Below are 25,372 nucleotides of genomic sequence, written 5' to 3'. Positions count from 1 at the left end.
CAAATGAATGTTTTTCTAACCAGCCGGTATCTCCCATTTTCCAAGCTATTCAATGACCCTAAAAACTCCTTTGATCTTAAGGGCAAATCCAAGGAAGATGCTCAGGCCAGTTGAGTTTCTGCGTTCCCACTATTCATCCCCCTTATCTTTTAACTGAAAGGCGATGATTTTTCCTAATGCTTCCTCAGCAGCAAAAGGAGTAACGCTGCCTGTTGGATTTTCTTGTTCTTGTTTTAAGCACTCGTACATGTTTTTTTCAATTTTTGATGGATCAATCCAAGAGATACACCATGATGCCCAGAAACAAGTAGGTCCCTCATAACGTTTAGCCAGTGCCAGAAGGAATGGCAAGCTAGGCTGCCCAATCCTCATGAGTGACATGGCAGCGGCCATTCTTGTATCTTCTTCGTCACTTTCTAATAGCCGAGCTAGCGGTTCTGCTGCGTCCCCCGCATCTGCTCCAAATTCACCAAGTACAGCTGCGGCAATGTTCCGCAGAGAGCCTTTTTCTTTTAAAGCCTCAACAAGGACGGGCACTGCATCTTTTCCATATTTTCTTAAATCTCCTATTGCTTGAACGATCGTTACTTCATTTGTATTGGCCAATTGTTGAACGGATTGAGACAGCTTATTTTCTGGTTTCATTTACAATCAACTCCTCTTTTTAATGAACCGCACGGTATCGATAACAAAGCACATAAAATCCAGCCCCAGCCGCTAGGGATACAATTGTAGTCAACAAGCCATCAGTGATGAGATGAATGCTAATCATGACCATAGCACTGATCACAGACGCAAATAGCAATGATCGATAATAGGCGGCCAAAGCAAAACTCCTTTCTCTTCTCAGAGGCTGCATAAAGGCAAAGAGCCGTATGGCCAAAAACCATATATAAACTTCTCCACCAAATAAGGTCCAATACAAAACATCCTGAATCTCAACCAAATAAAGAGAAATCAAGTAGAAAGCATACAGCCAAAAGGTTTGAAACACCTCTAACAGAATGATTTTTTGATATAAAGCACCTGGAAAAAGGTAGAGCACTCCTGTTTGTGCGTGTCTTACAATCCCTGCATAATATGAACTAAAAAGAACGGATGCCGCGATGACGATCAAGAATAGATTCAGCCAATCTGAAAAATAAGTAAGGACGACATAGTAAGTACCAATTAACAGCATAGTAGATAGTACATGGAAAATCATATACTTTTTTATCAGCAATAATTCAATCCACAGAAAAGCCCAGCTGCCCGTTAATGCCGGAAGTCCCCACCATGTCTTGCCCTTTTTTTGAACGATTGGACTTGAATGAATATGTTTCCCCTCAAATTCCTCCCAAAATACTGCTTCCTTGACTAAAGACTCCTTCATCTCTAAACGATGACTAGCCTTGTACATCATCATGAAAGATAGAAACATCACTCCAATAAAAATGAAGACAGAAAGAATGGAGAACTCTTCGATCATACGCCCAGCTTGAAACATCAAAGAATCAGCAATGTTCATTAATGAAGGCTGTTTCATCATCAACTGATTCAAAGCGAGCACTGCAAAGCAGCAAAACATCAATAAAAAGCTGATTAAGAGCAAACGCTTGTATACTCGAATGGTTCTAGCACAAGACATCGCAATCATCCAAGTTTCAACCAAACATAACAGCCCTGTCAGGATGAGTGATTTTCCAAGCAGAAACGGGTACTGATGCGTCATAAAAAACAGAAGTAGATCCGCAGCCACAGCAGAGACAATAAGAAGTGCCCCTCGCCAAAAAATGTGATACATCCACACACTGATAACAACCGTCCATAAAGAAGCGCCATTTCCATATAACCAAATGATATCGTTCATTTGACTAGGCAGCCGATTTGTAAACAAGCCAAACCCCGTATAGAGAACAAACAAACAGACAATGATCCATCCTGCTGCACTTGTATCCCAATCACCCATACTTGAAACTGCGCTTAGCTGAAAACCAATTGCCGCTATGAAAAGAAGTAAGATCAGAAAAGGCATTTTCTTTTCTTGATTTTTACTGATCAAGCGCCTTTGAGATTTCATCCATAAAAGGGAGAGTGTGTTATTCACTTGACCACTCCCCCAAAAGTTGAATAACTTCTGCCCTCCACTCAACCTGTTCTTCCTTTATTTGAGGAACATCCAAACTCTTCATGATGGCACCGTCTCGAATCAATACAACCCTGCTAGCCGTATCAAGGACAAACTCCAGACTATGAGTCGACACAAAGACCGACCCACCTTGACTGCTTTTTTGCCTCAGCCAATCCGACAGCCACTGTTTTGATGGAATATCTAACCCGACAGTCGGTTCATCTAATATAAAAAGGGAGGCATCTTGAACAATGGCTCCTGCTAAGACGACACGCTGCTTTTGGCCTCTTGAAAGCCTTCCACACAGTTCATTCATCTTCTTTTCCATATGTACTTCTTTCAACGCTTCATATACCTTTTCCTTGATCTGTTTTAAGCCTTTATGATATCCACGAGCACGGAATTGAACATGTTCAGCAGCCGTTAAATCTGGATACAAATACGGCTGATCAGGAATAAGAGCTACTTGTTTTTGGACATGGGCATGACCAGGCGGGAAACCCTCTATGAGAATTTCCCCTCCATCTGGTTTATATAGACCCGTTAAACATCGAATCGTTGTCGTCTTCCCAGCACCATTAGGCCCAAGCAGCGCCACAACCTCCCCTGCTTCGATGGAAAATGAAAGATCCTCTATCCCATCACCATTGCTATATCGTTTGCTTACATTCTGAACCTCCATGAATGGCATCAAATCTCTCCTTTTGATTAGAGTGATGTATGCTTATCTATAGTGTGTCATAAAATCAAAAAACGAATGTCAATAGACCCACTAATCTCTTAACCTAATATTACCATATAGAGAATAACAAGGTAATAGGAATGAGATAATCTATTCTATATACAACGGAAAAAGAAAATAGATTATGTACAAACTAAAAAAAGATTGGGTTGCAGTATCCCAATCTTTTATCTATTAACCCTATACCATCTCCTGACACGCCCAAGCATCCACCTCTACCTTTAAAGCAGGTGAAGCCAATGCCACCACATAAATCATCGTCATACAAGGCAGATGATCACCTAAAAACTGCCCCATGATTCGTTTCCTGCTCTCTGCATCGAACTCTCCCACCAGATAAAATACTAGTTTCGTTATATCTTCCACAGCCATATCTGCCGCTTCTATATTTCGTTTCACATTCTCTAATGCTAATTCGAGCTGCTCCAACGGACTTTCGGGGATTGTCCCATCCGCTTCCATTCCCACCTGACCTGATAGAGTTAACCACCGCTGTGGTCCAGTTGTTTCTATTTGATGGGTATATGGGGCAACTGGCGGGTGAATGGTCTGAGGATTACATGATGTTCTCATTGATAAAAACCCCTTTTCTGAAAATACAGTCAATTTTTATCATCATATCAAATTTTCAACCGTATTCAGATTTTTATGCTCAAAGTAAACCTGAAGATACTGCTATAATTCTTGTTTTCTAAAAAGAAAACATCCGATGAGAAAAAAGAAAACAATCAATACCGATACACCTAGAAAACTTGTAAGTGCCTGATCCGAATAAGTCCCCTTATGAATCATCTCTTCGGCTGCACTTGTCACGCCTTTAGGCGCAAACTTCCCTAATGTCTCTTCATAAAATGAAGGAACGGTAAACAGAATAAGGTTGATTAAAAGCGACACACCGCCAGCTGTGACAGAACGTTGAAAGAACGCCGAAGCACAAATGGTCGATACCACAATCAGCAATAAATTTGGATAATAAAGAAGTGTTCCTTTTAATACATTGACCCAATCCACATGCCCAAATTGAATGTCCACATAATAAACAGAGGCAAGCACCGCCACCACCAAACTAAACAAAGTCAAACAGGCATAGGCACATATTTTCGAGACATAATAACTCGTTCGACTGATCGGTTTCACCATAATCATCGCGGTCACTCCAGAGGCACGCTCTCCAGCGATCGTCCCCATCACGATCATAATCAGGATAAACACACCTAGCGAATCAAATTTACTCAATGCACTCGCCAAAGCCTCTCCTGCACTAGGCTCTGGTATATAAAATGTAGACCCTTCAGGTAAATTAGCTGATTTCGATAGAAGATCCGGCAGCATTTTGAGCGTAATAGGCTGTGTGATCATTAAAATCGTAAAAATAATAGGAACAAATAAGATTTTATAGCTAGTGAATAACTCCCTAAATTCCTTTTTCAACATCATCATGCATTCACAACCTTCATGAAAATATCTTCAAGCGTCAGCTTAGATAGTCGATAATGGAGGAGAACACCGCCAGATTCAGTGATGAGACGAGGCAGCTCCTTCAATGCTATTTGTTGATCGTTCACTCGCACCTGATAAGCATCTCCTGTCTCAAAGCATTCCTCCACCCAATCCCTCTCTTTTAACAAAGCCAATAATTTTGTATTCTGTTGTTCTAATTGAAATTCAATCACTGGCTGGATATAGTCTTCTTTGATCTGTTTCATGGAAGAGGACATCTCAATTTTGCCACTGTTGATCATGATAATATGGTCCGCCACTCGTTCAATGTCATCTAAAATATGGGTCGACATAAAGATCAACAGCTCTTGTTTCAGACGCTCAATCAATGTCAGAACGTCTTTTCTCCCCATGGGATCAAGTGCAGACACAGGTTCATCCAAGATGAGAACCTTCGGGCTGTTGATAAGCGCCTGCGCAATGGCAAGCCTCTGCTTCATCCCTCCGCTATAGCTGCCAATAGCACGATCCTTCGCCTCATATATGCGGCAAAGCTTCAACAGCTCCTCTGTTTTGGAGCGAATGATTTTTTTCTCTAAGTGAAATAACCCGCCAACCCAATGCATCCACTCCTGCCCCGTCATATCCTGATAAAATGCAGGATGCTGCGGACAATACCCAATCACATGACTGATTTGGTCCATCTCCTTTGCGACATCCAAACCAGCCACCTTCACGACCCCAGAAGTAGGACGAGCAAGCCCCGTCAAAATCCGGATCGTCGTTGTCTTCCCCGCTCCATTGGCTCCTAAAAAGCCAACACATCCAAACTCCCCAACAGAAAACGAAACATCTTTTAACACTTTATTCGGGCCATACGATTTCGTCAGCCCATAACACTCCAACATATTCAAGCAAATCCCCCCCTTTTAAGATGATTTACGACCAAAAATCAAATATACAATAGGACCGGCACTCGCCACAAACACGATCACCAACGCCCAAACCCATTTCACCTCTCCTCTGATTCTCGATGGGTCTCTTTTCAACAAATCAAACAAACCAATCACCATCAACATCGCTTGCAGCAAAATAAGAGGTAATATCATCTTCATATCCATCCACGCCACTCCTTTTTCAAACGCCAATTTGTTTTGGTATTACTTCTTTTGACGACATGAAAAGTGAATTCGTTCAAATGGATTTTATTTTTATTGGTCGAATGATCTATAAGATATAAAAAAGCCCAGTGAAGGTTAGTTCACTGGGCTTGCTTGTTATTCTCATGATGAACCTCGTAAAATCTTTTCCATCTTCTTTCCTTTCGCTAACTCATCAATCAGCTTATCTAGATAACGAATGTTCTTCATGGTTTCTTCCTCAATGTCCTCTACCCGTACACCACAGATGACTCCTTTGATTAAACTGCGGGAAGGATGAAGCTCAGGAGCCTCAGCAAAGAAGGTTTCAATGTCTATCTGCTTATCTATCTGTTCCTGTAGCTCTTCTGGAATGTACCCTGTTAACCAACAAATAATCGTATCAACTTCAGACTTCGTTCGTCCCTTTCTCTCTGCCTTTGCGATATAGAGAGGATAGACTTTTGCAAAGCTCATTGTGTAAACTTTATGTTTAGTCATGTGCTCTTCTCTCTTTCTTTGTTTAAGTATTTTTTCGATGCATTAGAAGATAGTTAACCTCTCGTTTATATTCTGCCCATTCTTTTATCATCAGATATATTACAATAATAACCACATATGTATACATTATGATATAATTACTCGTTATCATATGTGAAAGGAAGAAGAAAATTGTCTAATTTCGATTTTCACGCATTACTTCAACCATTAGAGTTTGAGATGCTGGTATGTGATGTAGTGTCTCAAAGAGAAAGGGTCCCCTTTAGAACCTTTAAAGAGGGGCGAGATCAAGGTATTGATGGATTTTATACAGACAGTAAAACTAAAACCATCATACAAGTTAAACGTTATGGTCAGCAATTTTTTAAACCATTAATGAAAACTTTAAAGCAGGATCTCCAAAAAATCCGTAAATTAAAACCAGATCGATATATCTTAGGAGTATCAATGGAGTTAACACGACAACAAACAAAAGATATTGTTGATTTATTTAAAGAATTCAACGTTACTGAACACGATATATTAGATAGAGTTGAATTGAACAGACTCCTTTCACAGCCGACTTACAGAAAAGTGATAATCAACCAACCAAAGCTTTTAATCCCAAACTCAAATGTCCTAGAGCATTTGTTAAAAAAATACTTACATAGTCGTATTTATAAAGAGTCTGCCTATAGATTAAAAGATGCTTGTAAAACAGCAAAAACTTTTATACCTTCAAAAGTCTATAGGTCAGCAGTTACAAATTGGGACATTAACAGAACTATCATACTTTCCGGAGAACCAGGTGTTGGAAAGACAACAATCGCTCAAATTCTAGCTTTAGCCCATTTGTATCAAGATCAATTAAACGGATTTAGATGGGTATACTCAATCGATGATATATACAGTATGTTAGATGAAGACCAAATACAAGTTTTTATTTTAGATGATTACTGGGGAAGTATCATCGAAAAAGAAAAGAATAAAAAAGAAGAAGAACGCTTAGCTAAGTTAATAAAGGATATCGAAAATTTTCCTAATGATACAAGATTAATTATTACAACAAGAGAATATATTCTTCAACAACTCATTCATAAAAGTCCTTTACTTAAAAAAATATTTGATAACTATACCTTAATTTGCAACTTGGAAGCATACACCGAGAGTGAAAAAACAAGTATTTTATTTAGTCGTCTCTATTACTCAAAACTGAATTATGAGCATGTTAACTATTTGCATCTTCATACAGATGAAATTGTATATCACGACAATTATAATCCAAGGGTACTATCACTATTTTTAGATCAACAACCTCAAAGTTATGAAACACCAGAAGATTACTTAAATCGATTGTTAAATTATTTAGATTGTCCAAGTGATTTTTGGAGAGATATTTTTGATAATTTATCTAATGAAGCAAAGTTTGTAGCTTTGCTACTACTAATTACTTCGACCCCCTCATTACAAGAGGATATTGAAATCTGCTACAAAAATTCCTTACACTATTATTTCACTGAAACGGACACGAAGAATTTAAGTGAGAGTCTCAGAGAACTTGAAGAAACCATGATCAAGACAGTTTATGATGATGAGTATGATGATATCTTTTTATATTTTATTAACCCATCAGCACAAGATTTTCTGCTTGACTTCTTGAAAGAGAATTGTGAACAATGGATTCCAAAACTACTGCCTTGCTGCTCCTTCTATAATCAATTATTATTTCTATTTAAGAATATATCACCTTTTTGTAGTTCAAACGTTAGTGAACAAATCATACAAAGTTGTATAGAACATTATGATGATTATACAACTAGTTTTTCAGAAAACGATAATATATGGAATGTTGATATTTTAGAACAAGAAAAGGGAAGCTTAGATAGATTCTTTGATTTACTTAGAATTTATCTAACGCAAAATCAAAAACAACCGAGACTTTATAAATTTTTAGAGTATAAAATCAGTCAGTACTGTATTGATATGGGGAGTAATGATCCTAAAGAATATCAATATAACGATTTACACAATTTACCTGGTTATATCGCAAGTTGCACAAATATTGGAATGACTTTTAACGGATATAAATTAATAGATAAATACTACAAAAACGCCTTTAGTGTGTTTCATTATAAAGCGATGGAGCGTTTTCGAGAAATATTTCCTAAGGAGTACGAAATATTTTACGAATCTTTTAACTCAAAAATTAGAAAAAATATAAAACAATTAATTTTTTCAGAGTTAGATTTTTTAGATGAATACTGCATGGATGTAGAATTAGATATATTAATTGATAGCATTCCTGATTTATGTGATTTTTTTGGCGTTCAATACTCAATAGAAATGGATAAAGAAATTGAGCTTCTATATGGGCGCTCACCTACAAAAATAAATAATGATCATTCAATAATGAACAGGCATTTTTCAAATGAATATAATTCAAGTGAACATGACATAAGTACAGTAAAATATAACGCATATGATTGGATGTATGGAAAGGAAGAAGCATTAATAGAAAATGATGAAGTTATCGAACTTATATCAAATAGCAAACTTTCGAATGGAGTCAAAGATAAACTAATTCTCACATTAGACAATTATTCACCAGTTTATATCTACCAATTACTAAATACGAAAGAATCCTTGAATTTGTTAATTTCAATGTTAGAAAAAGACGGTTCAATGGTGCCTGAGAGAGAAAGCGACTTATATATGAAGATGTTAACCCATTTAACTCAAGGAGATTCCACATTATTAATAAATTTAATTAACTTCTGTATTGATTCATTTTATTCATTCATGTATAGGGAAAAACCTTTATTCCGAAAAGGAGAATTTTTAAAAAGTAATATTTATAGTGACCATTTAGCAGATAACCCTTCACTCAAAAATATTGTGTATGAACATTTAATATTAGAGGATGAACAGTGGTTACGATTTATTCATATTCCATTATTCGTCGCTTGCTTTTCGATGAGTATATGTTTTAGCGTTGATGATGATGAATTACTAGAAATCTACCCAGAAATATGGGGTGATAATTCAAAAAAAATCAAACGAATACAGCTAGAGAATGGAAAAGAATTATCCGAACTATTTTATCCTGAATTTGGAGAATACTACATCTATAACAGTGAGTGGGAAAGCATATTATATCGGCTTTTCGAAGAGTTAAAACCATATCATTTTAATCAATTCTACGTTGAACCTGCCATTAAGCGATTTATGAAGCACTTAGGGGATGGCGATGAATCATCAAAGGTATTACAACTTATATCAACTATGGAATTGTTATTGGAATATGATCAGCATGATGAGATTAATCATATCGGGCAACAATATAGTATTAGTGACGAACAAAATCTTATCGAGAAATTAGGAATAGCTGATTTTGATTTTTGGGATTTACCTTCGATTCCCCAAAATACATTTACTCATTTATTAAAAGGTGATTTAATAAAACGGAAAGTACATAATTGGCAAATGCCAGTTTACAAAATAGAGAACATCTGTTTATTAAAAGAGCTTGGAGTTTATAATCACTCATTAACATCCATAAAAAAGATTGAAAATCTCCTTAAACGCTTTGAAAATGGTGATTATTCGCAAATAATAGTAACCTAAACAAAAAACACCCCTTTGACAAATTCTCAAAGGGGTGTTTCATTATAAAAATTAACCCTACTCCACCGTCACACTCTTCGCAAGGTTACGTGGTTTATCCACATCACACCCGCGGTGAAGGGCTGCGTAGTAAGCGATCAGCTGTAATGGGACAACAGATGCAAGTGGTGCAAGTGCTGGATGTACAGCTGGAAGGACGAAACGGTCGCCTTCGTCTTCTAGGCCTTTTAGTGAGATGACACATGGGTTTGCTCCGCGTGCAACGACTTCTTTGACGTTACCGCGAATACTGAGGTTCACGTGCTCTTGCGTTGCAAGGGCAATGACCGGTGTGCCTTCTTCAATTAAAGCAATTGTGCCGTGTTTGAGTTCTCCGCCAGCAAAGCCTTCTGCTTGGATGTAAGAGATCTCTTTTAGTTTTAGTGAACCTTCAAGGCACACATAGTAGTCAAGTCCTCTTCCGATAAAGAATGCGTTACGTGTCACTGTGAAGAAGTCACGAGCGATTTGTTCCATTTCATCCTTTTGATCGACAAGGGCTTCCATTGCGTTTGCGACAATCCCAAGCTCTTTCACAAGGTCGAAGTCAAGAGATTGACCATTTAATTCAGCTGCAACAGATGCAAGGATCGCAAGAACAGCGATTTGTGCTGTGTAGGCTTTTGTTGAAGCCACTGCGATTTCTGGTCCTGCATGAAGAAGCAATGTGAAGTCCGCTTCACGAGAAAGCGTAGATCCTGGTACGTTTGTGATCGTTAATGCTTTATGACCAAGCTCTTTAACTTGAACAAGTACAGCACGGCTGTCCGCAGTCTCTCCAGATTGAGAAAGGAAGATGAACAACGGCTTTTTCGATAGAAGCGGCATGTTGTAAGAGAATTCACTTGCTACATGGACTTCTACAGGTACTTTTGCCCAGTCTTCAATGTATTGTTTACCGACAAGACCAGCATGGTAGCTCGTTCCGCAAGCCACAATGTAAATGCGGTCTGCTTCTGCTACCGCGCTTGCGATATCGCCAGCGACTGACAGTTTGCCGTTTTCGTCTTGATATTCTTGGATGATTTTGCGCATAACAAGCGGCTGTTCATCCGTTTCTTTTAACATGTAGTGAGGATATGTGCCTTTCTCAATGTCGCTTGCATCAAGCTCAGCGATATAAGAAGGACGTGTCATGATATCACCGTCAAGGTTTTTAATAATAACCTCGTCTTTTGTGACAATGACCATTTCTTTATCCATTAATTCCGCATATTCGTTTGTTACTTGAAGCATCGCCATTGCGTCAGAAGCCACAACGTTGAAATCTTCGCCGAAACCAACCAATAATGGGCTTTTGTTTTTCGCCACATAGATTGTTTCTTTGTTTTCGTTATCGAAAAGGGCAATCGCGTAAGAGCCTTTTAGTTGAAGAAGCGTTTGACGGAAAGCTTCCTCTGTATCAAGACCTCTGTTTACAAATTGTTCGATGACTTGAACAACAACCTCTGTATCTGTGTCGCTTTTTAGTGTGACGTCTTGTAAATATTCGCGTGTCAATTGTACATAGTTCTCGATGACACCGTTATGAACAAGCGTAAAACGGCCAGAAGCACTTTGATGCGGATGCGCATTTAGATGGCTTGGTACACCGTGTGTTGCCCAGCGTGTATGTCCGATTCCTGCTGAAGATGCTACGTTTGCATCCACGACTTCACGAAGCTCAGCGATACGTCCTTTTTCTTTGAACACATGCACGCCATCTTCGTTTGCCACAGCGATACCTGCTGAGTCATACCCGCGGTACTCAAGCTTCTCTAAACCTTTTAATAAGATTTCCTTCGCATCATTCTGACCAATATAACCTACGATTCCACACATAAATATTCTTCCTCCCGATCATGTGAAAGGGACAAAGAAAGCCTACTAAAATAGAAGGGACATTTCTTCGTCCCTCTCTACATGTTTATTTTGGGAGATCATGTGTATTCCCTTTGTACAAAGAGTCACCTCTTTGGTTTAAAGAAACACTTACGGCTGTGATCTCTTTTTTGATCAGCCGGGAGGCATCCGCCGAAAATTCGATAACCTCCATCCTCGTCAACTAAGCATTTTTCGTCCGATCGCTTAGTTCGGGCGCTATAATTATAAGAGAGTTTCTGAACATCTACCCTGCCTTTCCTGATAGAATAAAAATCCAGTAACACAAGGATGATTGTACTATAAGGTCTGACCTCCGTCAATCACAATTTAGCGGGTGATCCCCTTCATTTGAGAAAGTGAGACCTCCATACACTATATGCGATGAGGCTTGTCACGTTCTACCTTCGATGTGCTCTCCTATGTATGAAGGCAGCTTCAAGTTGCCCTCGCTTATATCATTCGTATAGATCCATCCAATTATGTCGTTTATTCGAAAAAAAGCAAACCGCTACCAGCGGTTTGCCTTCACCTATTACTCAATACCCATTTCTTCTTTCACAACAGCTGTAATTCGAGCCACATATTCATTACACAGCTCTTTTGTTTTCGCCTCTGCCATGACACGTACAAGCGGCTCTGTCCCCGATGGACGAACTAGGATACGGCCGTCACCATTCATCTCTTTTTCGACCTCTTGGATCACCGCTTTTACTTTTTCATTTTCTTCTACTTTATATTTATCAGACACTTTCACATTCACTAAAAGCTGCGGGAACTTTTCCATTTCCGCTGCAAGCTCTGATAATGTTTTTCCTGTCGCTTTGAGCGTATTCACAAGCATGATCGCAGAAAGCATGCCATCACCTGTCGTATTATAATCAAGGAAAATCAAATGACCTGACTGCTCGCCGCCGACATTATAGCCGTCTTTTTTCATCGCTTCGACCACATAGCGGTCACCAACAGCAGTTTGAATGCTCTTAATGCCTTGCTTCTCAAGCGCTTTATAGAAACCAAGGTTACTCATAACCGTTGACACGACGGTGTCATCCTTTAATCGGCCTTCATCCTTCAAATAACGTGCACATATGTACATAATTTGATCGCCGTCTACGATATCACCTTTTTCATCGACTGCAATTAAACGGTCACCGTCACCATCAAACGCAAGACCAATATCTGCACCCTTCTCCTTCACAAAAGCAGAAAGTGCTTCTGGATGAGTGGAGCCTACACCATCATTGATATTCAATCCGTTTGGAGATGTTCCCATTGTAGACACATCAGCATCTAAATCTGCAAATAAATGTGTCGCTAGAGAAGAGGTTGCACCGTGTGCACAGTCAAGCGCCACGTGAATACCTGTAAAATCCTCGTCCGCTGTCTGCTTTAAGAATTGCAGGTATTTCTGACCGCCTTCAAAGTAGTCGTTCACCGTTCCAAGATCGGCTCCAACTGGGCGTGGTAATTGATCGACTGGCTGATCCATCAGCTGTTCAATTTCGTTTTCCTGTTCATCTGACAGCTTAAAGCCGTCACCGCCAAAGAATTTAATGCCGTTGTCTTGAACTGGATTGTGTGAAGCAGAAATCATGACACCCGCTTCAGCATCCATTGCCTTCGTTAAATAAGACACACCAGGTGTTGAGATCACACCTAGACGCATCACTTCAGCTCCAATTGAAAGTAAGCCTGCAACAAGCGCTCCTTCTAACATATGACCAGATACACGTGTGTCTCGACCAACGAGTACCTTTGGACGTTCTTTATCCTTCGTGAGCACATAGCCGCCAAATCTCCCAACTTTAAATGCGAGCTCTGGCGTTAATTCGCTATTCGCTACACCCCTTACACCATCAGTTCCAAAGTACTTGCCCATGTTTCAATCGCTCCTTTTTTACCATTCAAGAGGACGCTTCGTCCTCTTTTTTATCTTCTTTGACCCGCTGTCTTTGACTCGATTCTTTCTTTGCTTTATCTTGCGTGGATTCTTCTTTACTCTTCTCACCCTGATCATCGTCATCAGTTGATGGATCTTGTTGATCTTTTTGATCCTTCCGATCATTCGTCGAAGCCGGCTGATCCTCTGTATCAGTAGAAGTGAGTTTCACTTTGACCTTTGATCTCGATAATGTCCAAGTCACATTTTGAGGACCATTTACTTGAACTTTGACCTCATGGGTTCCTTCGTTCAAGTCCCCTGCATTGATATAGGCTTCAACATCTGAAGCCTTTAGTTTATCAATCGCACTCTTTGATCCCTTTGCTGTTAACGTGAGCCGTCCAGAAGAGGGGCTCACAAAATCAGAAGTGAGATCCTTGCTCAAACCCACGATAGAAATCGGTACATTATCGATCTTTTTTTCTTCAGCTGTTGCAACCTTCACTTTGATCTTAACGGTTTCGGGTGATACCTTTTTCACACCATCTGGCAGGGGAATATCGGCATCAATCTCCGTATCATCTTTGATCTTGCTTAGGTCCAGCTTGACGCCATCAATAAAATCAAGGGCATCCAGCACCTTTTGAGAGCCGTACACTGTGACCTCACTCGGGCTTGTCTCAATGCTTGAGATGCTGATCCCTTCTGGCAAGCTGCCCGTCCGCTCAATTTTAAAAGGAACCTTTTTGCTTGGACTCGAGATTGGGACCGTAATATCCACCACGGACGGACTTACTTCAACTGGCAGCTCATTCCCGCTGCTATCATACACAGTGAGCTTCGCTTCTTTTTCAATTTGCTGATCGACATCTTCTAAGTTCACAAAAGCTTTAATGACAGAAATTTTGTCGATGACGTCCTTTGAACCAGTAACTGTGACCTTTTTCGGATTCACAATGGGCTGTTCAGGTGAATAGCCGTCTTTGATTTTATTTTGATTATAAAACTCGGTTTCAACAGGAAATTCAGCTGTTGTTTTTTCTTGTATCGTCACAGTCGTCACAGATGGATTAATCGATAGTGTGAGTCCCTTCGATACATCTCTTGCCTTCAGCTCCACTTTATGTGTACCTGTCGATAAGTTCTGCATGTCTGCGTAAATTTCAAAATTCTTTGTTTGTCTTGCTGTTTTCACAGCACTAGTTGATCCTTTAATCGTGACATTGACTGTCTGCGGCACACCAGTGACGACGTACTTCTCGTCATCATAATACGCTTTAACAGGAATGTCGGTTAAAGTTGCTTCATCTGTCGTCGATGTTGGGAAAAAGGATTCACCGATTTTTTTCGGCGTGGGCGCTTGCGCTGAATTGACTGCACCATACAGCAATAAAGCGAAGACCAATGCAAGAAGCTTAACGGCCCAGCGATTATTCAAAATCTTATCCATTTTTCTTGCCCCTCCAATACCATTTGGTCGAGGAAGCATCTTTGCTGTTCTTACTAAATTCAGCAATCAGCATTTCTTCAAGCGCTTCTTCTGTCAATTCTCGGTGGAGATCACCATTCCTTGCAACAGAAATACCGCCAGTTTCCTCAGAAACGATGACAGTTAAGCTGTCTGTCACTTCACTAATTCCGACTGCCGCCCTATGACGCGTCCCCAGCTCCTTAGAGATAAAAGGGCTTTCTGACAGCGGTAAATAGCAAGCTGCAGCTGCAATCTCATCCCGCTTCATAATGACAGCACCGTCATGAAGCGGTGTATTCGGAATGAAAATATTAATGAGCAGCTCTGAACTCACCTTTGCATTCAAAGGAATTCCTGTCTCTATGTAATCATTCATTCCGGTATCGCGCTCAATTGTCAGCAGTGCGCCGATTCTGCGTTTCGCCATATAGTTAATTGCTTTTGTAATTGCCTCGATCGTTTTCTGCTGCTGTTCCTCTACAGGTGTCCCGCTTCTTGAGAAGAAACGGCCGCGCCCAAGCTGCTCAAGCGCTCTCCTTAGCTCTGGCTGAAAAATAATAATGATCGCAAGGAATCCCCACGTAATCGCTTGATCCATCAGCCATTGAAGTGTGTTAAGACCGAGATACGCACTTCCCATCCTGACGAGAACAATGACCACAATTCCCTTTAAAAGCTGAACCGCTTTTGTTCCGCGGATGACCATCATTAATTTATATATCACATACCAAACAACGAGAATATCAACAGCATTACCGAGGTACTGCAAAAAAGGAATATCCCCTAAAGCCATTTCCTCGTCCTCCAGAATTTTCAGTTATTCTTCGTTTGATGCATTTTTTAATATAAAAATAGCCTATGTATCAATACATAGCGTGGCTATTATACCACATTTTGTTTCAGCAAGGAAAATAGTTGCCATATCTGGCTGAGTTGCTAGTATGCGTGAATCCCGCCAATGTATAGAAAAAGAGCAGCCCCCTTAGAGACTGCTCTTTAAGCCGATTGTGTTACTTTTGCTCCTCTGGCCCAATGACCCGCATTACGTTTTGTGCTGTTGATTTCATTTTGTACCAGATCCAATCAAACACTTCATTAATTTCATTAATTTGACCAGTGACTTGTCCGGCAGAAGCAGTCAACTGTTCCCCATTGACGACGGTGACATTTCCATCAACCTTGCCTTCTACAATCAGCTTGCCATTTTTGACAGTGACATCACCCTTTACGGTTTCCCCTTTAGGTACGGTCACTGTATCATTTTCAACGACGAGGTTCGGCTGCTTTGACACACTGAAATTATGATCGGTATTCCAGCTCGTGAACAGACTGCCTCCCATTAAAATGAGAAAGAGGGCAGCGGCTACCATCAGCGGGTGAGCTTTGATCCATCTTTGAACCGACACACGCTTTTTCTCCTTTGGAAGACCTGCCATCACCTTTGCAGTGAAATCAGATGGTGCTTCTATATGAGATGTACTCTGCACTAGCGCGATGGATTTCTCAATTTGTTGAAAATGAGTACGGCACTCCTCACACGATTGCAGATGGCTTTTTAATTCTTTTTCGTCTTGGGGCTCAATGTCCCCGTCTAAATACTGATGCATAAGCTGGACGATTCTATCCTGACAGCTCATCAAAATCACCTCACTCAAAGGTCTCTCAACTGTTTCCGGAGAGCCTCTCTACCCCTGTGTATTCTCGTTTTCACCGTACCAACTGGTATATTCAGAATCTCACTAATTTCTTTTAAAGAGAGTTCATCAATATACTTTAATACGATGACCGAACGATATTTATCGGGTAATCTTAAAATTTTTTGCTGAATGGTACTCGATAATTCAAGAGACACCACCTCATCCTCTGGCAAAATGCCATCAGCAGCAATTTGAGAATACATATTTAATCCTTCTGTTCCTGCCACCTCTGCATCTAAATAATAATCCGGCTTTTTTTTACGAATACGGTCGATGGTCAGGTTGGTTGCAATGCGGTACAGCCACGTGGAAAACTTGCGATTCACATCAAAGCTTTCGATATTCACATAAGCACGAATAAACGCCTCCTGCGCAATATCCTCCGCTTCATGTGCATTCCCAAGCATACGGTAGCACAGCTGATAAATTTTGTCTTTATACAGGTCTACGATGTCTGCAAATGCGTTCTGGTCGCCTTTTTTCACTTGCTTAATTCTCTTTTTAATCATTGTGTCCATAGTATATTCAACCTCTGCCTTCACCGGTCTTTATGTATACGAACCTCTTTCCAAAAGGTTTCATTCTCCTCTAAAAAATAGTGTAACAAATTTTTGACAGTGTGTTACGCTTATCAACCGGTAAAAACCTTAACATATCCTTAAATTTTCCCAAAACAAAAAAAGAACGGGAACAAGTCCCGCTCTACAATAGCTTTTCACCCATTAATGAACCAATTAACGCAACTGCCGCTTCAGCAGTTTTGTTTTTCTCATCTAAAACCGGATTTACTTCAACAAATTCAGCAGACGTTAAAATACCCGCCTCCTCTAAAAGCTCCATTGCGAGATGACTCTCCCGGTAACTAATGCCGCCTGCTACCGGAGTACCTACACCAGGGCATTCCGCTGGATCTAATCCATCTAAATCAAGCGACAGATGGACACCATCTGTTCTCTCCTTTAGATACGCAATCGCTTCCTCCATCACCCTTGTCATCCCTAAACGATCAATTTCATGCATCGTATACACTTTAATGCCTTTCTTTCGAATCAATGCCCGCTCTCCTTCATCTAAAGATCGAGCACCAATTATAACGACATTTTCAGGCTTCAATTTAGGCGAATAACCGCCAATGTTCGTTAAATCAGCATGCCCAAAACCGAGACTGACAGCAAGCGGCATGCCATGAATATTTCCAGAAGGAGAGGTTTCCTCCGTATTCAAATCCCCGTGTGCATCATACCAAATGACCCCTAAGTTTTCATAATGCTTGGCTACCCCAGCAAGTGTGCCAATCGCAATGCTGTGATCACCGCCTAAAATGAGCGGAAACGAACCAGATTGCACAATACTGTCAACCTTCTCAGCAAGCAGCTGATTCGCACCAGCATTCTCCGTCAAATTTTTTAGCTTTTCACTTGTATATAAACCTTTCTCATCATCTCTTTGTTCAACTGGAATATCTCCAAGATCCTCCACATCAAATGAGAGCGTTTCCAATTTTTCTTTTACGCCTGCACAACGAATCGCACTCGGGCCCATATCGACGCCCCTTCTCGTTTGACCCAAGTCCATTGGAACTCCAATAATCGTGACCTTCTTTTGCTCTCCCATATGTACATCCCCTTTCCGTTCATGCTTACATTTTACTTTCTTGATGCCTTCTGACTCAACTCGACAACATTTTGAATAGTTATACAGTCCCTCTGCCAACATAAAAAAAGACACCTTTTTCAAAAAGGTGTCTTAACTGGGCTAGCTGGATTCGAACCAACGCATGACGGAGTCAAAGTCCGTTGCCTTACCGCTTGGCTATAGCCCAAAAATGGTGGAGGGGGACGGATTCGAACCGCCGAACCCGGAGGGAGCGGATTTACAGTCCGCCGCGTTTAGCCACTTCGCTACCCCTCCACATATGGAATTGATAAAGAAAAAACAGTGCCGGCAAGAGGACTTGAACCCCCAACCTACTGATTACAAGTCAGTTGCTCTACCAGTTGAGCTACACCGGCATATGGTGGAGGATGACGGGCTCGAACCGCCGACCCTCTGCTTGTAAGGCAGATGCTCTCCCAGCTGAGCTAATCCTCCACATCATGGTGACCCGTACGGGATTCGAACCCGTGTTACCGCCGTGAAAGGGCGGTGTCTTAACCGCTTGACCAACGGGCCAGTTTGTCAAGTTTGTTGTTTCCGTGAAGCTGACAAAAGTTATTATATACAGGTTGTCCCCCTTTTGTAAAGGGGATTTTTATTTTTTTTATTTTCTAACTATTTACTCCCTATTCGTTCAACAATTTGACTGAAATATAATTTCAATATTCAAATATAATATTGAAATTTCATATCATACTCAATATACTGAAAATGAAGAAATAAGGAGGTATGTCACATGCAGCCATCTCAACTGCGTTCTTTGACAACAGAATCAAGAAACCCAAACACAATGGGAATTTCTCAAGCAGATCCGCTTGAAATACTCCAGATGATCAATGAAGAAGATATGAAGGTCGCTCAAGCAGTCAACCTTGTACTTCCACATGTCAAAACAGCAAGTGACTTTGCTTATGAATCCATCTCAAATGGAGGCCGACTCGTTTATTTAGGCGCCGGAACAAGCGGCAGAATTGGCGTAATGGATGCTGTCGAATGTCCGCCAACCTATAGCGTCTCACCTGATGTCATTGTTGGCATCATGGCAGGCGGAGACTCAGCTTTTTCTCAAGCTGCCGAAGATGTGGAAGACAGTGAAGATGCCGGCAAACAGGATTTAGTACACATCCACCTGACATCAAAAGATACAGTCGTCGGTATTGCCGCAAGCGGCAGGACACCTTATATCATCGGCGCTTTAAACTACGCAAAGTCAATTGGAGCTAAAACAGTAGCACTCAGCTGCAATGAACAAGCAGAAATTAGCGAGCTTGCAGATTGCGCCATTGAGGTTATTGTAGGACCAGAAGCCATCACTGGGTCAACAAGAATGAAAGCAGCATCCGCTCATAAAATGATTTTAAATATGCTTTCCACCTCAGTCATGATCAGACAAGGCAAAGTATATGAAAACTTGATGGTTGATGTAAAAGTCAGCAATCATAAATTAAAAGAACGCGCCATCACCATCATTCAACATGTGACAAATGCTTCCTACGAACAAGCCGTGAAGACTCTTGAAGCAGCAGACTTAGAAGTCAAAACGGCCATCGTCATGCTCCAAACAAACACAGACAAGAAAACAGCCAAAGATTTACTCAACAAAACGAATGGCCATATTGACAAAGCGATCTCACGTTATCAATCCTAAAGGAGGCAGAGCTCATGTCAGCAGGTGGACTTACCCTACTACACACAATCAAATCAAAGCTTCCCCAATCTGAAAAAATCATTGCAGACTATATCCTTGCCCATCCTGACAAAGTCATTAAAAGCACAGTACATGAAATTAGTCAGGCAGCTGGCGCAAGCAGCTCTGCAGTCATCCGCCTTTGTAAATCTCTCGGGCTGGATGGCTATCAAGATTTAAAAATGCGGATCGCTGGAGACTTGATGCATGACGATAAACAAGGCTACAGAGATATCGAACAAGATGAACCGCTTCAATCCATTATTCAAAAAACAGCAGGAAACTCGATTCAATCGATTAAGGACACCGCTTCTATTTTAAATGCAGATGCTTTAGAAAAGGCTGTTCAATTACTGCTGCATGCAAACCAAATTCATTTTATCGGTGTTGGTGCATCTGGCATCGTCGCAGCTGATGCCCAGCAGAAATTTCTCAGAATTAACTATGCAGCAACAGCCTTCACTGACATGCACATTGCATCTACCGTCATCGCAAATGCAGGAGAGAATGACATTGTGTTTGGGATCTCCTTTTCAGGAGAAACGATAGACATCATTCAAGCCCTTCAGCTCGCAAAAGACAATCAGGTGAAAACCATTGCTTTAACACATCCAGGTCATACAAGCGTTTCTGCCTTATGTGATGTTCACCTATCGACGTCCGGTTCCAATGAAGCACCTTTTCGCAGTGCTGCCACTTCCTCTAGAATGGCACAGCTCTACTTAATTGATGTCTTGTTCCTCAGTTTAGCTTCTCGTCAATATGAAGAGACAGCCCAATATATTGACAAAACAAGACATGCCATCCGCTCCATGAAACGAAAATCAAAGGGGGATTCAACATGAGTCATCAAAAGAAATATCAGCAGTTGGCGAAAGACATTCTTTCACTCTGTGGTGGTTCTGAAAATATCTCTTCCCATACACATTGTATGACAAGGCTCCGAATTACACCGATGGACAATGAAAAAGTTCACGTCACAGCAATCAAAGAACTCGATGGCGTCATTGGCGTCGTCGAAGCAGAAACGCTTCAAATCATTTTAGGCACTGGCGTTGTCAACCAAGTATCAAGTGCGTTTGAAGAGCTGCTAAATGCCTCTGGCTCTTATGATTTAAACAACGAAGCACAAAAAAACAAGCAAGCCATTTCACAAAAGAACCGCACCCCGTTCAAGCTGTTCTTACGTCGGATTGCCAGCATTTTCATCCCAATCATTCCGGCACTAGTTGCCTCAGGTCTGATTACCGGGATAACAAAAGCAATCGTGCAAGCAGGCTGGCTTGACGAAAAATCTCAAGCTGCGATTATTTTAACGGTTATCGGTTCTGGCCTTTTCGCTTATCTCGGGATATTAGTCGGGACAAATGCCGCAAAGGAATTTGGAGGCTCTCCTGCATTAGGCGCATTAGCTGGTATCCTTATTATTAACCCAGCCTCCGCAGACATTATGTTATTTGGCACAAACATTCTACCAGGCAGAGGCGGACTCATCGGTGTTCTTCTAGCCGCCATCTTTATGGCACTTGTGGAAACCCGAATTAGACGCTTCGTCCCGCAATCACTTGATATCATCGTCACACCAACCATCACACTACTCATTACAGGTATTTTCACGTACGTTGTCTTCATGCCAGTCGGCGGATTTATATCTGATGCCATCACCTCAGGACTGACTTATCTATTGAATATGGGCGGAATTTTCGCAGGATTTGTTCTTGGTGCTACCTTCCTCCCACTTGTTGTAACAGGACTTCACCAAGGGCTGACACCGATTCATATGGAACTCATCAATTCAATTGGAGATGACCCGCTTCTGCCAATTCTCGCTATGGGCGGTGCAGGACAGGTAGGCGCTGCATTCGCCATTTATATGAAAACAAAAAAGAAAAAGCTCAAAAGAGCCATTGCTGGTGGACTTCCTTCAGGGATGCTGGGCATTGGCGAACCACTCATTTTTGGTGTCACACTCCCGCTGGGACGACCATTTCTCACCGCTTGTCTTGGTGCAGGAATCGGCGGCGCATTTCAAGCCTACTTCCAAATTGCGACGAAAGCCATCGGAGTATCCGGTCTTCCATTAACCTTTATTGTTCACACACATCAAATGCTTCTTTACTTAATTGGACTATTCATCGCATATGTTGCTGGATTTTTCTTCACATACTTATTTGGGTTTCATGATGATATGGCTGTTGAATTCGAGGATCACAATCAATAAGGAGGTCTAGACCTTGAAGAAATGTTTTCTTTTGATCACATGTCTGCTCATGCTCCTTGGGTTACCAGTACAAACATTTGCAACTAGCTCCCATCCTGTATCGTCTTTGTCTAAAACAGCTCATGAAGAATATCCCGTCTTAAAAAAAGCAAAACGACCGGAACAAGTAGGTGTTTCTTCCAGGCAGCTGAGGAAGGTTGATCAAATGATTCAAAATGACATCAAAGCAGGATTTCCAGGAGCCGCTCTCATCATTATCAAGGACGGAAAGATCGTTCATCAAAAAGCCTATGGCTACCGGCAAAAATATGATGGCACAACAGAACTCAAATCGTATAAAAAAATGAAAAAAGATACACTATTCGATTTGGCATCCAATACAAAAATGTATGCGACCAACTATGCCCTGCAAAAGCTTGTCTACGAGAAAAAACTTGATGTCAGCGAAAAAATACAGACCATCCTTCCAGATTTTCAGGATGAACCTGATGCAAAGGTAACCGGTAAAGACCAGCTTCGGGTAAAAGATCTTCTCACCCATTCTGCGGGTCTCCCTTCCAGTGTCTTATTTTATAGCAAAGAATCAGCTGGCTCTTTTTTCTCTCAAGACAGAAAAACAACGATGAAATGGCTGCCAAAGGTACCGCTGCAATACAAGCCAGGTACCCAGCACATTTATAGTGACATTGATTACATGCTGCTAGGCATGATCATCGAGAAAAAAACAGGCATGCCTCTTGATCAATATGTCGAGTCAACGATTTATCGGCCGCTAGGTCTCAAACATACAATGTTCAATCCGCTGCAAAAAGGGTTCAAGCCGAAACATTTTGCAGCAACTGAACGTTTAGGCAATTCACGAGACGGTGTCATCGATTTTGAAAACATCCGACGGTACACCCTGCTAGGTGAAGTACACGACGAGAAAGCATATTACTCAATGGCGGGTATCTCCGGCCACGCTGGACTTTTCTCGAATACCTCAGATATGGCCGTGCTGCTTCAACTGATGCTTAATAAAGGAGGCTATGGAAAAACAACCATTTTTGATCAGGCTTCTATCGATCTCTTTACAGCCTCATCTGATACGAACCCAACTTACGGGCTAGGCTGGCGAAAAAACGGTCATACTGACATGGAATGGATGTTTGGAAAATATGCAAGTAACGAAGCCTATGGGCATACTGGCTGGACCGGCACAATGACGTTGATTGATCCTAAACACAATTTAGGTGTCGTGTTGCTGACGAATAAGAAACATTCACCCGTTGTTTCACCAGAAACAAATCCTAATCAATTTGAAGGCGACCTATTCCCAACTGGTACTTATGGAAGCATCATGACCGCAATCTACGAATCTTTTCAGTAAAAGGAGGAATTCGATGTTGAAAGCTCTCTTCCCCGCTGCACTGGTTTTAGCTCTGCTAACCTCTTCCATTCCAACGGAAAAGGTTAGCTCTGCCTCTCTGCCAACTGCTAAACAAATGGTTCAAGACATGTCACTGGATGAAAAGATAGGTCAAATGCTCATGCCGGACTTTCGCAATTGGCAAACAAAAGATGAATCCGCACCTACAGGCTTCACAAAGATGAATAACGAAGTATCTCATCTTGTAGAAAAATATCATCTAGGCGGTGTCATCTTATTTGCTGAGAATGTCGTTGATACAAAACAAACCGTGAAACTCACCCATGAATTTCAAAAAGCATCACCAAACATTCCTTTACTCATTTCCATTGATCAAGAAGGCGGAATCGTCACAAGGTTACAAAAGGGAACACATTTCCCAGGAAATATGTCGATTGGTGCCTCTAGAAGCAAAAAAAATGCATATGACACAGGAAAAATCATCGGAAAAGAATTAAACGCCTTAGGCATCAATACAAACTTCTCTCCTGTGCTTGATGTGAATAATAACCCAAACAACCCCGTCATTGGTGTCCGTTCCTTTAGCTCTGATCCTGCTCTTGTCTCTAGACTTGGCCTTCAAACCATGAAAGGACTTCAAAAGGAAAAGACCATTTCCACACTAAAACATTTCCCGGGACATGGTGATACAGCCGTCGATAGTCACTACGGCTTGCCGCTCGTAGAGCATGATCTAGATCGTTTAAGAAAGGTTGAGCTGTATCCGTTCCAACAAGCGATCAATGCTGGTGCAGATATGGTCATGACCGCTCATGTGCAATTTCCTGCCATTGATGACACAACGTATCGAAGCAAAAAAGATGGCGAGGACATCATGGTTCCAGCAACCTTATCAAAAAAAGTTATCACAAACTTATTAAAAGAAGAGATGGGCTTTCAAGGTGTTGTTGTGACAGACGCTCTAAATATGAAAGCGATTGCAGATAATTTCGGACAGGAAGAAGCCGTAGTGATGGCCATTAAAGCAGGGGTCGACATAGCTCTCATGCCAGCACCAGTCACCTCATTAAAAACAGAGAAAAACCTAGAGAATGTATTCAATGCTGTCAAACAAGCGATTTTAAAGAAAGAGATTCCGATGTCGCAGATTAACGAATCTGTCGAAAAAATTCTTCAATTGAAAATCAAACGCGGCATTATTTCCTCCAAAAAACCAATCAGTCTTGAGAAAAAAATCAAAAAAGCCACTCAAGTCGTCGGGAAAAAGTCGCACCTTAAAGCAGAACAAAAAATGGCACGTGAAGGAATCACCCTGCTTAAAAACAACAAAAAGACCTTACCTTTCAAGCCTAAAAAGAATGACAAAATCGTGGTCATGGCACCTTACGAAGATCAGACTAAAGCAATGTCTGTCACAGTCAAATCTCTCATGAAACAAAAAAAGATCAAGCCTGTACGCATCCAGTCATATGCTTTTGCGGATAAAACGTTCACCAAAGATACAGCCAAACTGATTCAAGAAGCTGACTATGTCATCACGGGCTCTTACGTTGTCCAAAATGACCCAGCTGTGAATGACGGCGTAATTGATGACAATGTCCAGGACCCGAAAAAATGGGCAACTGCCTTCCCTCGTGCTGTCATGAAAGAAGCAGCAGCACAAAACAAAAAAATGGTCATCATGAGTCTTAGAAACCCTTATGATGTGGCAAATTTTGAAGAAGCTGATGCCTTACTAGCTGTGTACGGTTTTAAAGGCTACTCAAACGGACAATTCAATCAGCCAAATATTCCTGCTGGACTAGAAGTGATATTTGGAGCTGCATCACCTAAAGGGAAACTGCCAGTTGATATCCCATCTGTCACTCATCCAAATCAAACCCTTTACCCATTCGGCTATGGCCTCAACTTGAAAGGGAAACAGTTCAAATAGGAGGGATTCTCTTGAAGAA

The 25,372-nt window shown here is 41.1% G+C and carries 21 protein-coding genes and 5 tRNA genes; 6 read left to right on the top strand and 20 right to left on the bottom strand.

Annotation, left to right across the window (positions count from 1 at the left end):
* Positions 1-129: 129 nt before the first annotated feature.
* The 8 genes from H7F25_RS18740 to H7F25_RS18705 form a co-directional block, all read right to left on the bottom strand.
* Complete coding sequence (locus H7F25_RS18740) at positions 130-645, bottom strand: HEAT repeat domain-containing protein (protein WP_122631571.1); 516 nt, start codon at positions 643-645, stop codon at positions 130-132.
* Between the two features lie 19 nt (positions 646-664).
* Positions 665-2,086, bottom strand: coding sequence for a sporulation killing factor system integral membrane protein (gene skfF, locus H7F25_RS18735; RefSeq protein WP_172881172.1), 1,422 nt, complete (start codon positions 2,084-2,086; stop codon positions 665-667).
* The gene (locus H7F25_RS18730) at positions 2,079-2,801 is read right to left on the bottom strand and encodes an ABC transporter ATP-binding protein (protein ID WP_185854046.1); all 723 of its coding nucleotides are present in this window, start codon (positions 2,799-2,801) and stop codon (positions 2,079-2,081) included. The genes skfF and H7F25_RS18730 overlap by 8 nt, the downstream gene beginning before the upstream one ends.
* A 231-nt stretch (positions 2,802-3,032) precedes the next feature.
* Complete coding sequence (locus tag H7F25_RS18725; RefSeq protein ID WP_185854045.1) at positions 3,033-3,425, bottom strand: RidA family protein; 393 nt, start codon at positions 3,423-3,425, stop codon at positions 3,033-3,035.
* A 102-nt stretch (positions 3,426-3,527) separates the two neighbouring features.
* Positions 3,528-4,292 (bottom strand): ABC transporter permease, encoded by a 765-nt coding sequence (locus H7F25_RS18720; protein ID WP_076839389.1) that lies wholly within the window; start codon positions 4,290-4,292, stop codon positions 3,528-3,530.
* Positions 4,289-5,206, bottom strand: coding sequence for an ABC transporter ATP-binding protein (locus H7F25_RS18715; protein WP_185854044.1), 918 nt, complete (start codon positions 5,204-5,206; stop codon positions 4,289-4,291). The genes H7F25_RS18720 and H7F25_RS18715 overlap by 4 nt, the downstream gene beginning before the upstream one ends.
* Before the next feature lie 15 nt (positions 5,207-5,221).
* Entirely contained in the window at positions 5,222-5,413 is a 192-nt protein-coding gene (locus H7F25_RS18710; RefSeq protein WP_185854043.1) for a PLD nuclease N-terminal domain-containing protein, read from the bottom strand.
* A gap of 162 nt (positions 5,414-5,575) precedes the next feature.
* Entirely contained in the window at positions 5,576-5,932 is a 357-nt protein-coding gene (locus tag H7F25_RS18705; RefSeq protein WP_039176057.1) for a DUF2200 domain-containing protein, read from the bottom strand.
* 171 nt (positions 5,933-6,103) lie between these two features.
* Here H7F25_RS18705 and H7F25_RS18700 point away from each other — a divergent pair, with 171 nt between their 5' ends.
* The gene (locus H7F25_RS18700; protein ID WP_185854042.1) at positions 6,104-9,535 is read left to right on the top strand and encodes an nSTAND3 domain-containing NTPase; all 3,432 of its coding nucleotides are present in this window, start codon (positions 6,104-6,106) and stop codon (positions 9,533-9,535) included.
* A 57-nt stretch (positions 9,536-9,592) separates the two neighbouring features.
* Here H7F25_RS18700 and glmS read toward each other — a convergent pair whose 3' ends face one another.
* From glmS to H7F25_RS18640, 12 genes are all read right to left on the bottom strand, one after another.
* A complete protein-coding gene (glmS, locus tag H7F25_RS18695; RefSeq protein ID WP_007498541.1) occupies positions 9,593-11,395 on the bottom strand; it encodes a glutamine--fructose-6-phosphate transaminase (isomerizing) in 1,803 nt (600 codons plus the stop codon).
* A gap of 574 nt (positions 11,396-11,969) precedes the next feature.
* On the bottom strand, positions 11,970-13,316 hold the full coding sequence (gene glmM / locus H7F25_RS18690) for a phosphoglucosamine mutase (protein WP_034284242.1): 1,347 nt from the start codon (positions 13,314-13,316) through the stop codon (positions 11,970-11,972).
* Between the two features lie 25 nt (positions 13,317-13,341).
* The gene (locus tag H7F25_RS18685) at positions 13,342-14,769 is read right to left on the bottom strand and encodes a CdaR family protein (protein WP_185854041.1); all 1,428 of its coding nucleotides are present in this window, start codon (positions 14,767-14,769) and stop codon (positions 13,342-13,344) included.
* Positions 14,762-15,583 carry a diadenylate cyclase CdaA gene (cdaA, locus tag H7F25_RS18680; RefSeq protein WP_008344027.1) on the bottom strand — a complete coding sequence of 274 codons (822 nt, stop codon included), beginning with the start codon at positions 15,581-15,583 and terminating at the stop codon, positions 14,762-14,764. The genes H7F25_RS18685 and cdaA overlap by 8 nt, the downstream gene beginning before the upstream one ends.
* Positions 15,584-15,800: 217 nt before the next feature.
* Positions 15,801-16,427, bottom strand: coding sequence for an anti-sigma-W factor RsiW (gene rsiW / locus H7F25_RS18675; protein ID WP_024424448.1), 627 nt, complete (start codon positions 16,425-16,427; stop codon positions 15,801-15,803).
* A 14-nt stretch (positions 16,428-16,441) separates the two neighbouring features.
* Positions 16,442-17,005 carry an RNA polymerase sigma factor SigW gene (gene sigW / locus H7F25_RS18670; protein ID WP_024424449.1) on the bottom strand — a complete coding sequence of 188 codons (564 nt, stop codon included), beginning with the start codon at positions 17,003-17,005 and terminating at the stop codon, positions 16,442-16,444.
* 184 nt (positions 17,006-17,189) lie between these two features.
* Complete coding sequence (gene rocF / locus H7F25_RS18665; RefSeq protein WP_185854040.1) at positions 17,190-18,101, bottom strand: arginase; 912 nt, start codon at positions 18,099-18,101, stop codon at positions 17,190-17,192.
* A gap of 136 nt (positions 18,102-18,237) precedes the next feature.
* Positions 18,238-18,309, bottom strand: a tRNA-Gln gene (locus tag H7F25_RS18660).
* A gap of 4 nt (positions 18,310-18,313) precedes the next feature.
* Positions 18,314-18,398 (bottom strand) — tRNA-Tyr (locus H7F25_RS18655).
* 28 nt (positions 18,399-18,426) lie between these two features.
* Positions 18,427-18,499: transfer RNA gene (locus H7F25_RS18650), tRNA-Thr, on the bottom strand.
* Positions 18,500-18,502: 3 nt separating this feature from the next.
* Positions 18,503-18,578 (bottom strand) — tRNA-Val (locus tag H7F25_RS18645).
* Between the two features lie 6 nt (positions 18,579-18,584).
* Positions 18,585-18,659: transfer RNA gene (locus H7F25_RS18640), tRNA-Glu, on the bottom strand.
* Positions 18,660-18,879: 220 nt separating this feature from the next.
* On the opposite strand from H7F25_RS18640, the gene murQ reads away from it, so the two are divergent.
* From murQ to H7F25_RS18615, 5 genes are read left to right on the top strand one after another with little or no spacing between them, the layout of a single operon-like run.
* Entirely contained in the window at positions 18,880-19,791 is a 912-nt protein-coding gene (gene murQ / locus H7F25_RS18635; RefSeq protein ID WP_024424451.1) for an N-acetylmuramic acid 6-phosphate etherase, read from the top strand.
* A gap of 14 nt (positions 19,792-19,805) precedes the next feature.
* On the top strand, positions 19,806-20,675 hold the full coding sequence (locus H7F25_RS18630) for a MurR/RpiR family transcriptional regulator (protein WP_185854039.1): 870 nt from the start codon (positions 19,806-19,808) through the stop codon (positions 20,673-20,675).
* Positions 20,672-22,051: a PTS transporter subunit EIIC gene (locus H7F25_RS18625; protein ID WP_024424453.1), complete on the top strand. Its 1,380-nt coding sequence runs from the start codon at positions 20,672-20,674 to the stop codon at positions 22,049-22,051. Before H7F25_RS18630 ends, H7F25_RS18625 begins: the two co-directional genes overlap by 4 nt.
* Before the next feature lie 13 nt (positions 22,052-22,064).
* Positions 22,065-23,420, top strand: a complete 1,356-nt coding sequence (gene pbp4b / locus H7F25_RS18620; RefSeq protein WP_103132666.1) for a penicillin binding protein PBP4B — start codon at positions 22,065-22,067, stop codon at positions 23,418-23,420.
* A gap of 13 nt (positions 23,421-23,433) precedes the next feature.
* Positions 23,434-25,353: a glycoside hydrolase family 3 protein gene (locus H7F25_RS18615; RefSeq protein ID WP_185854038.1), complete on the top strand. Its 1,920-nt coding sequence runs from the start codon at positions 23,434-23,436 to the stop codon at positions 25,351-25,353.
* The last annotated feature ends 19 nt before the right edge of the window (positions 25,354-25,372 follow it).

Origin of the sequence: Bacillus sp. PAMC28571 (assembly GCF_014250435.1) — a bacterium.
Taxonomy (GTDB): domain Bacteria; phylum Bacillota; class Bacilli; order Bacillales; family Bacillaceae; genus Bacillus; species Bacillus safensis.
This window is presented reverse-complemented; position numbering and strand designations above follow the sequence as displayed.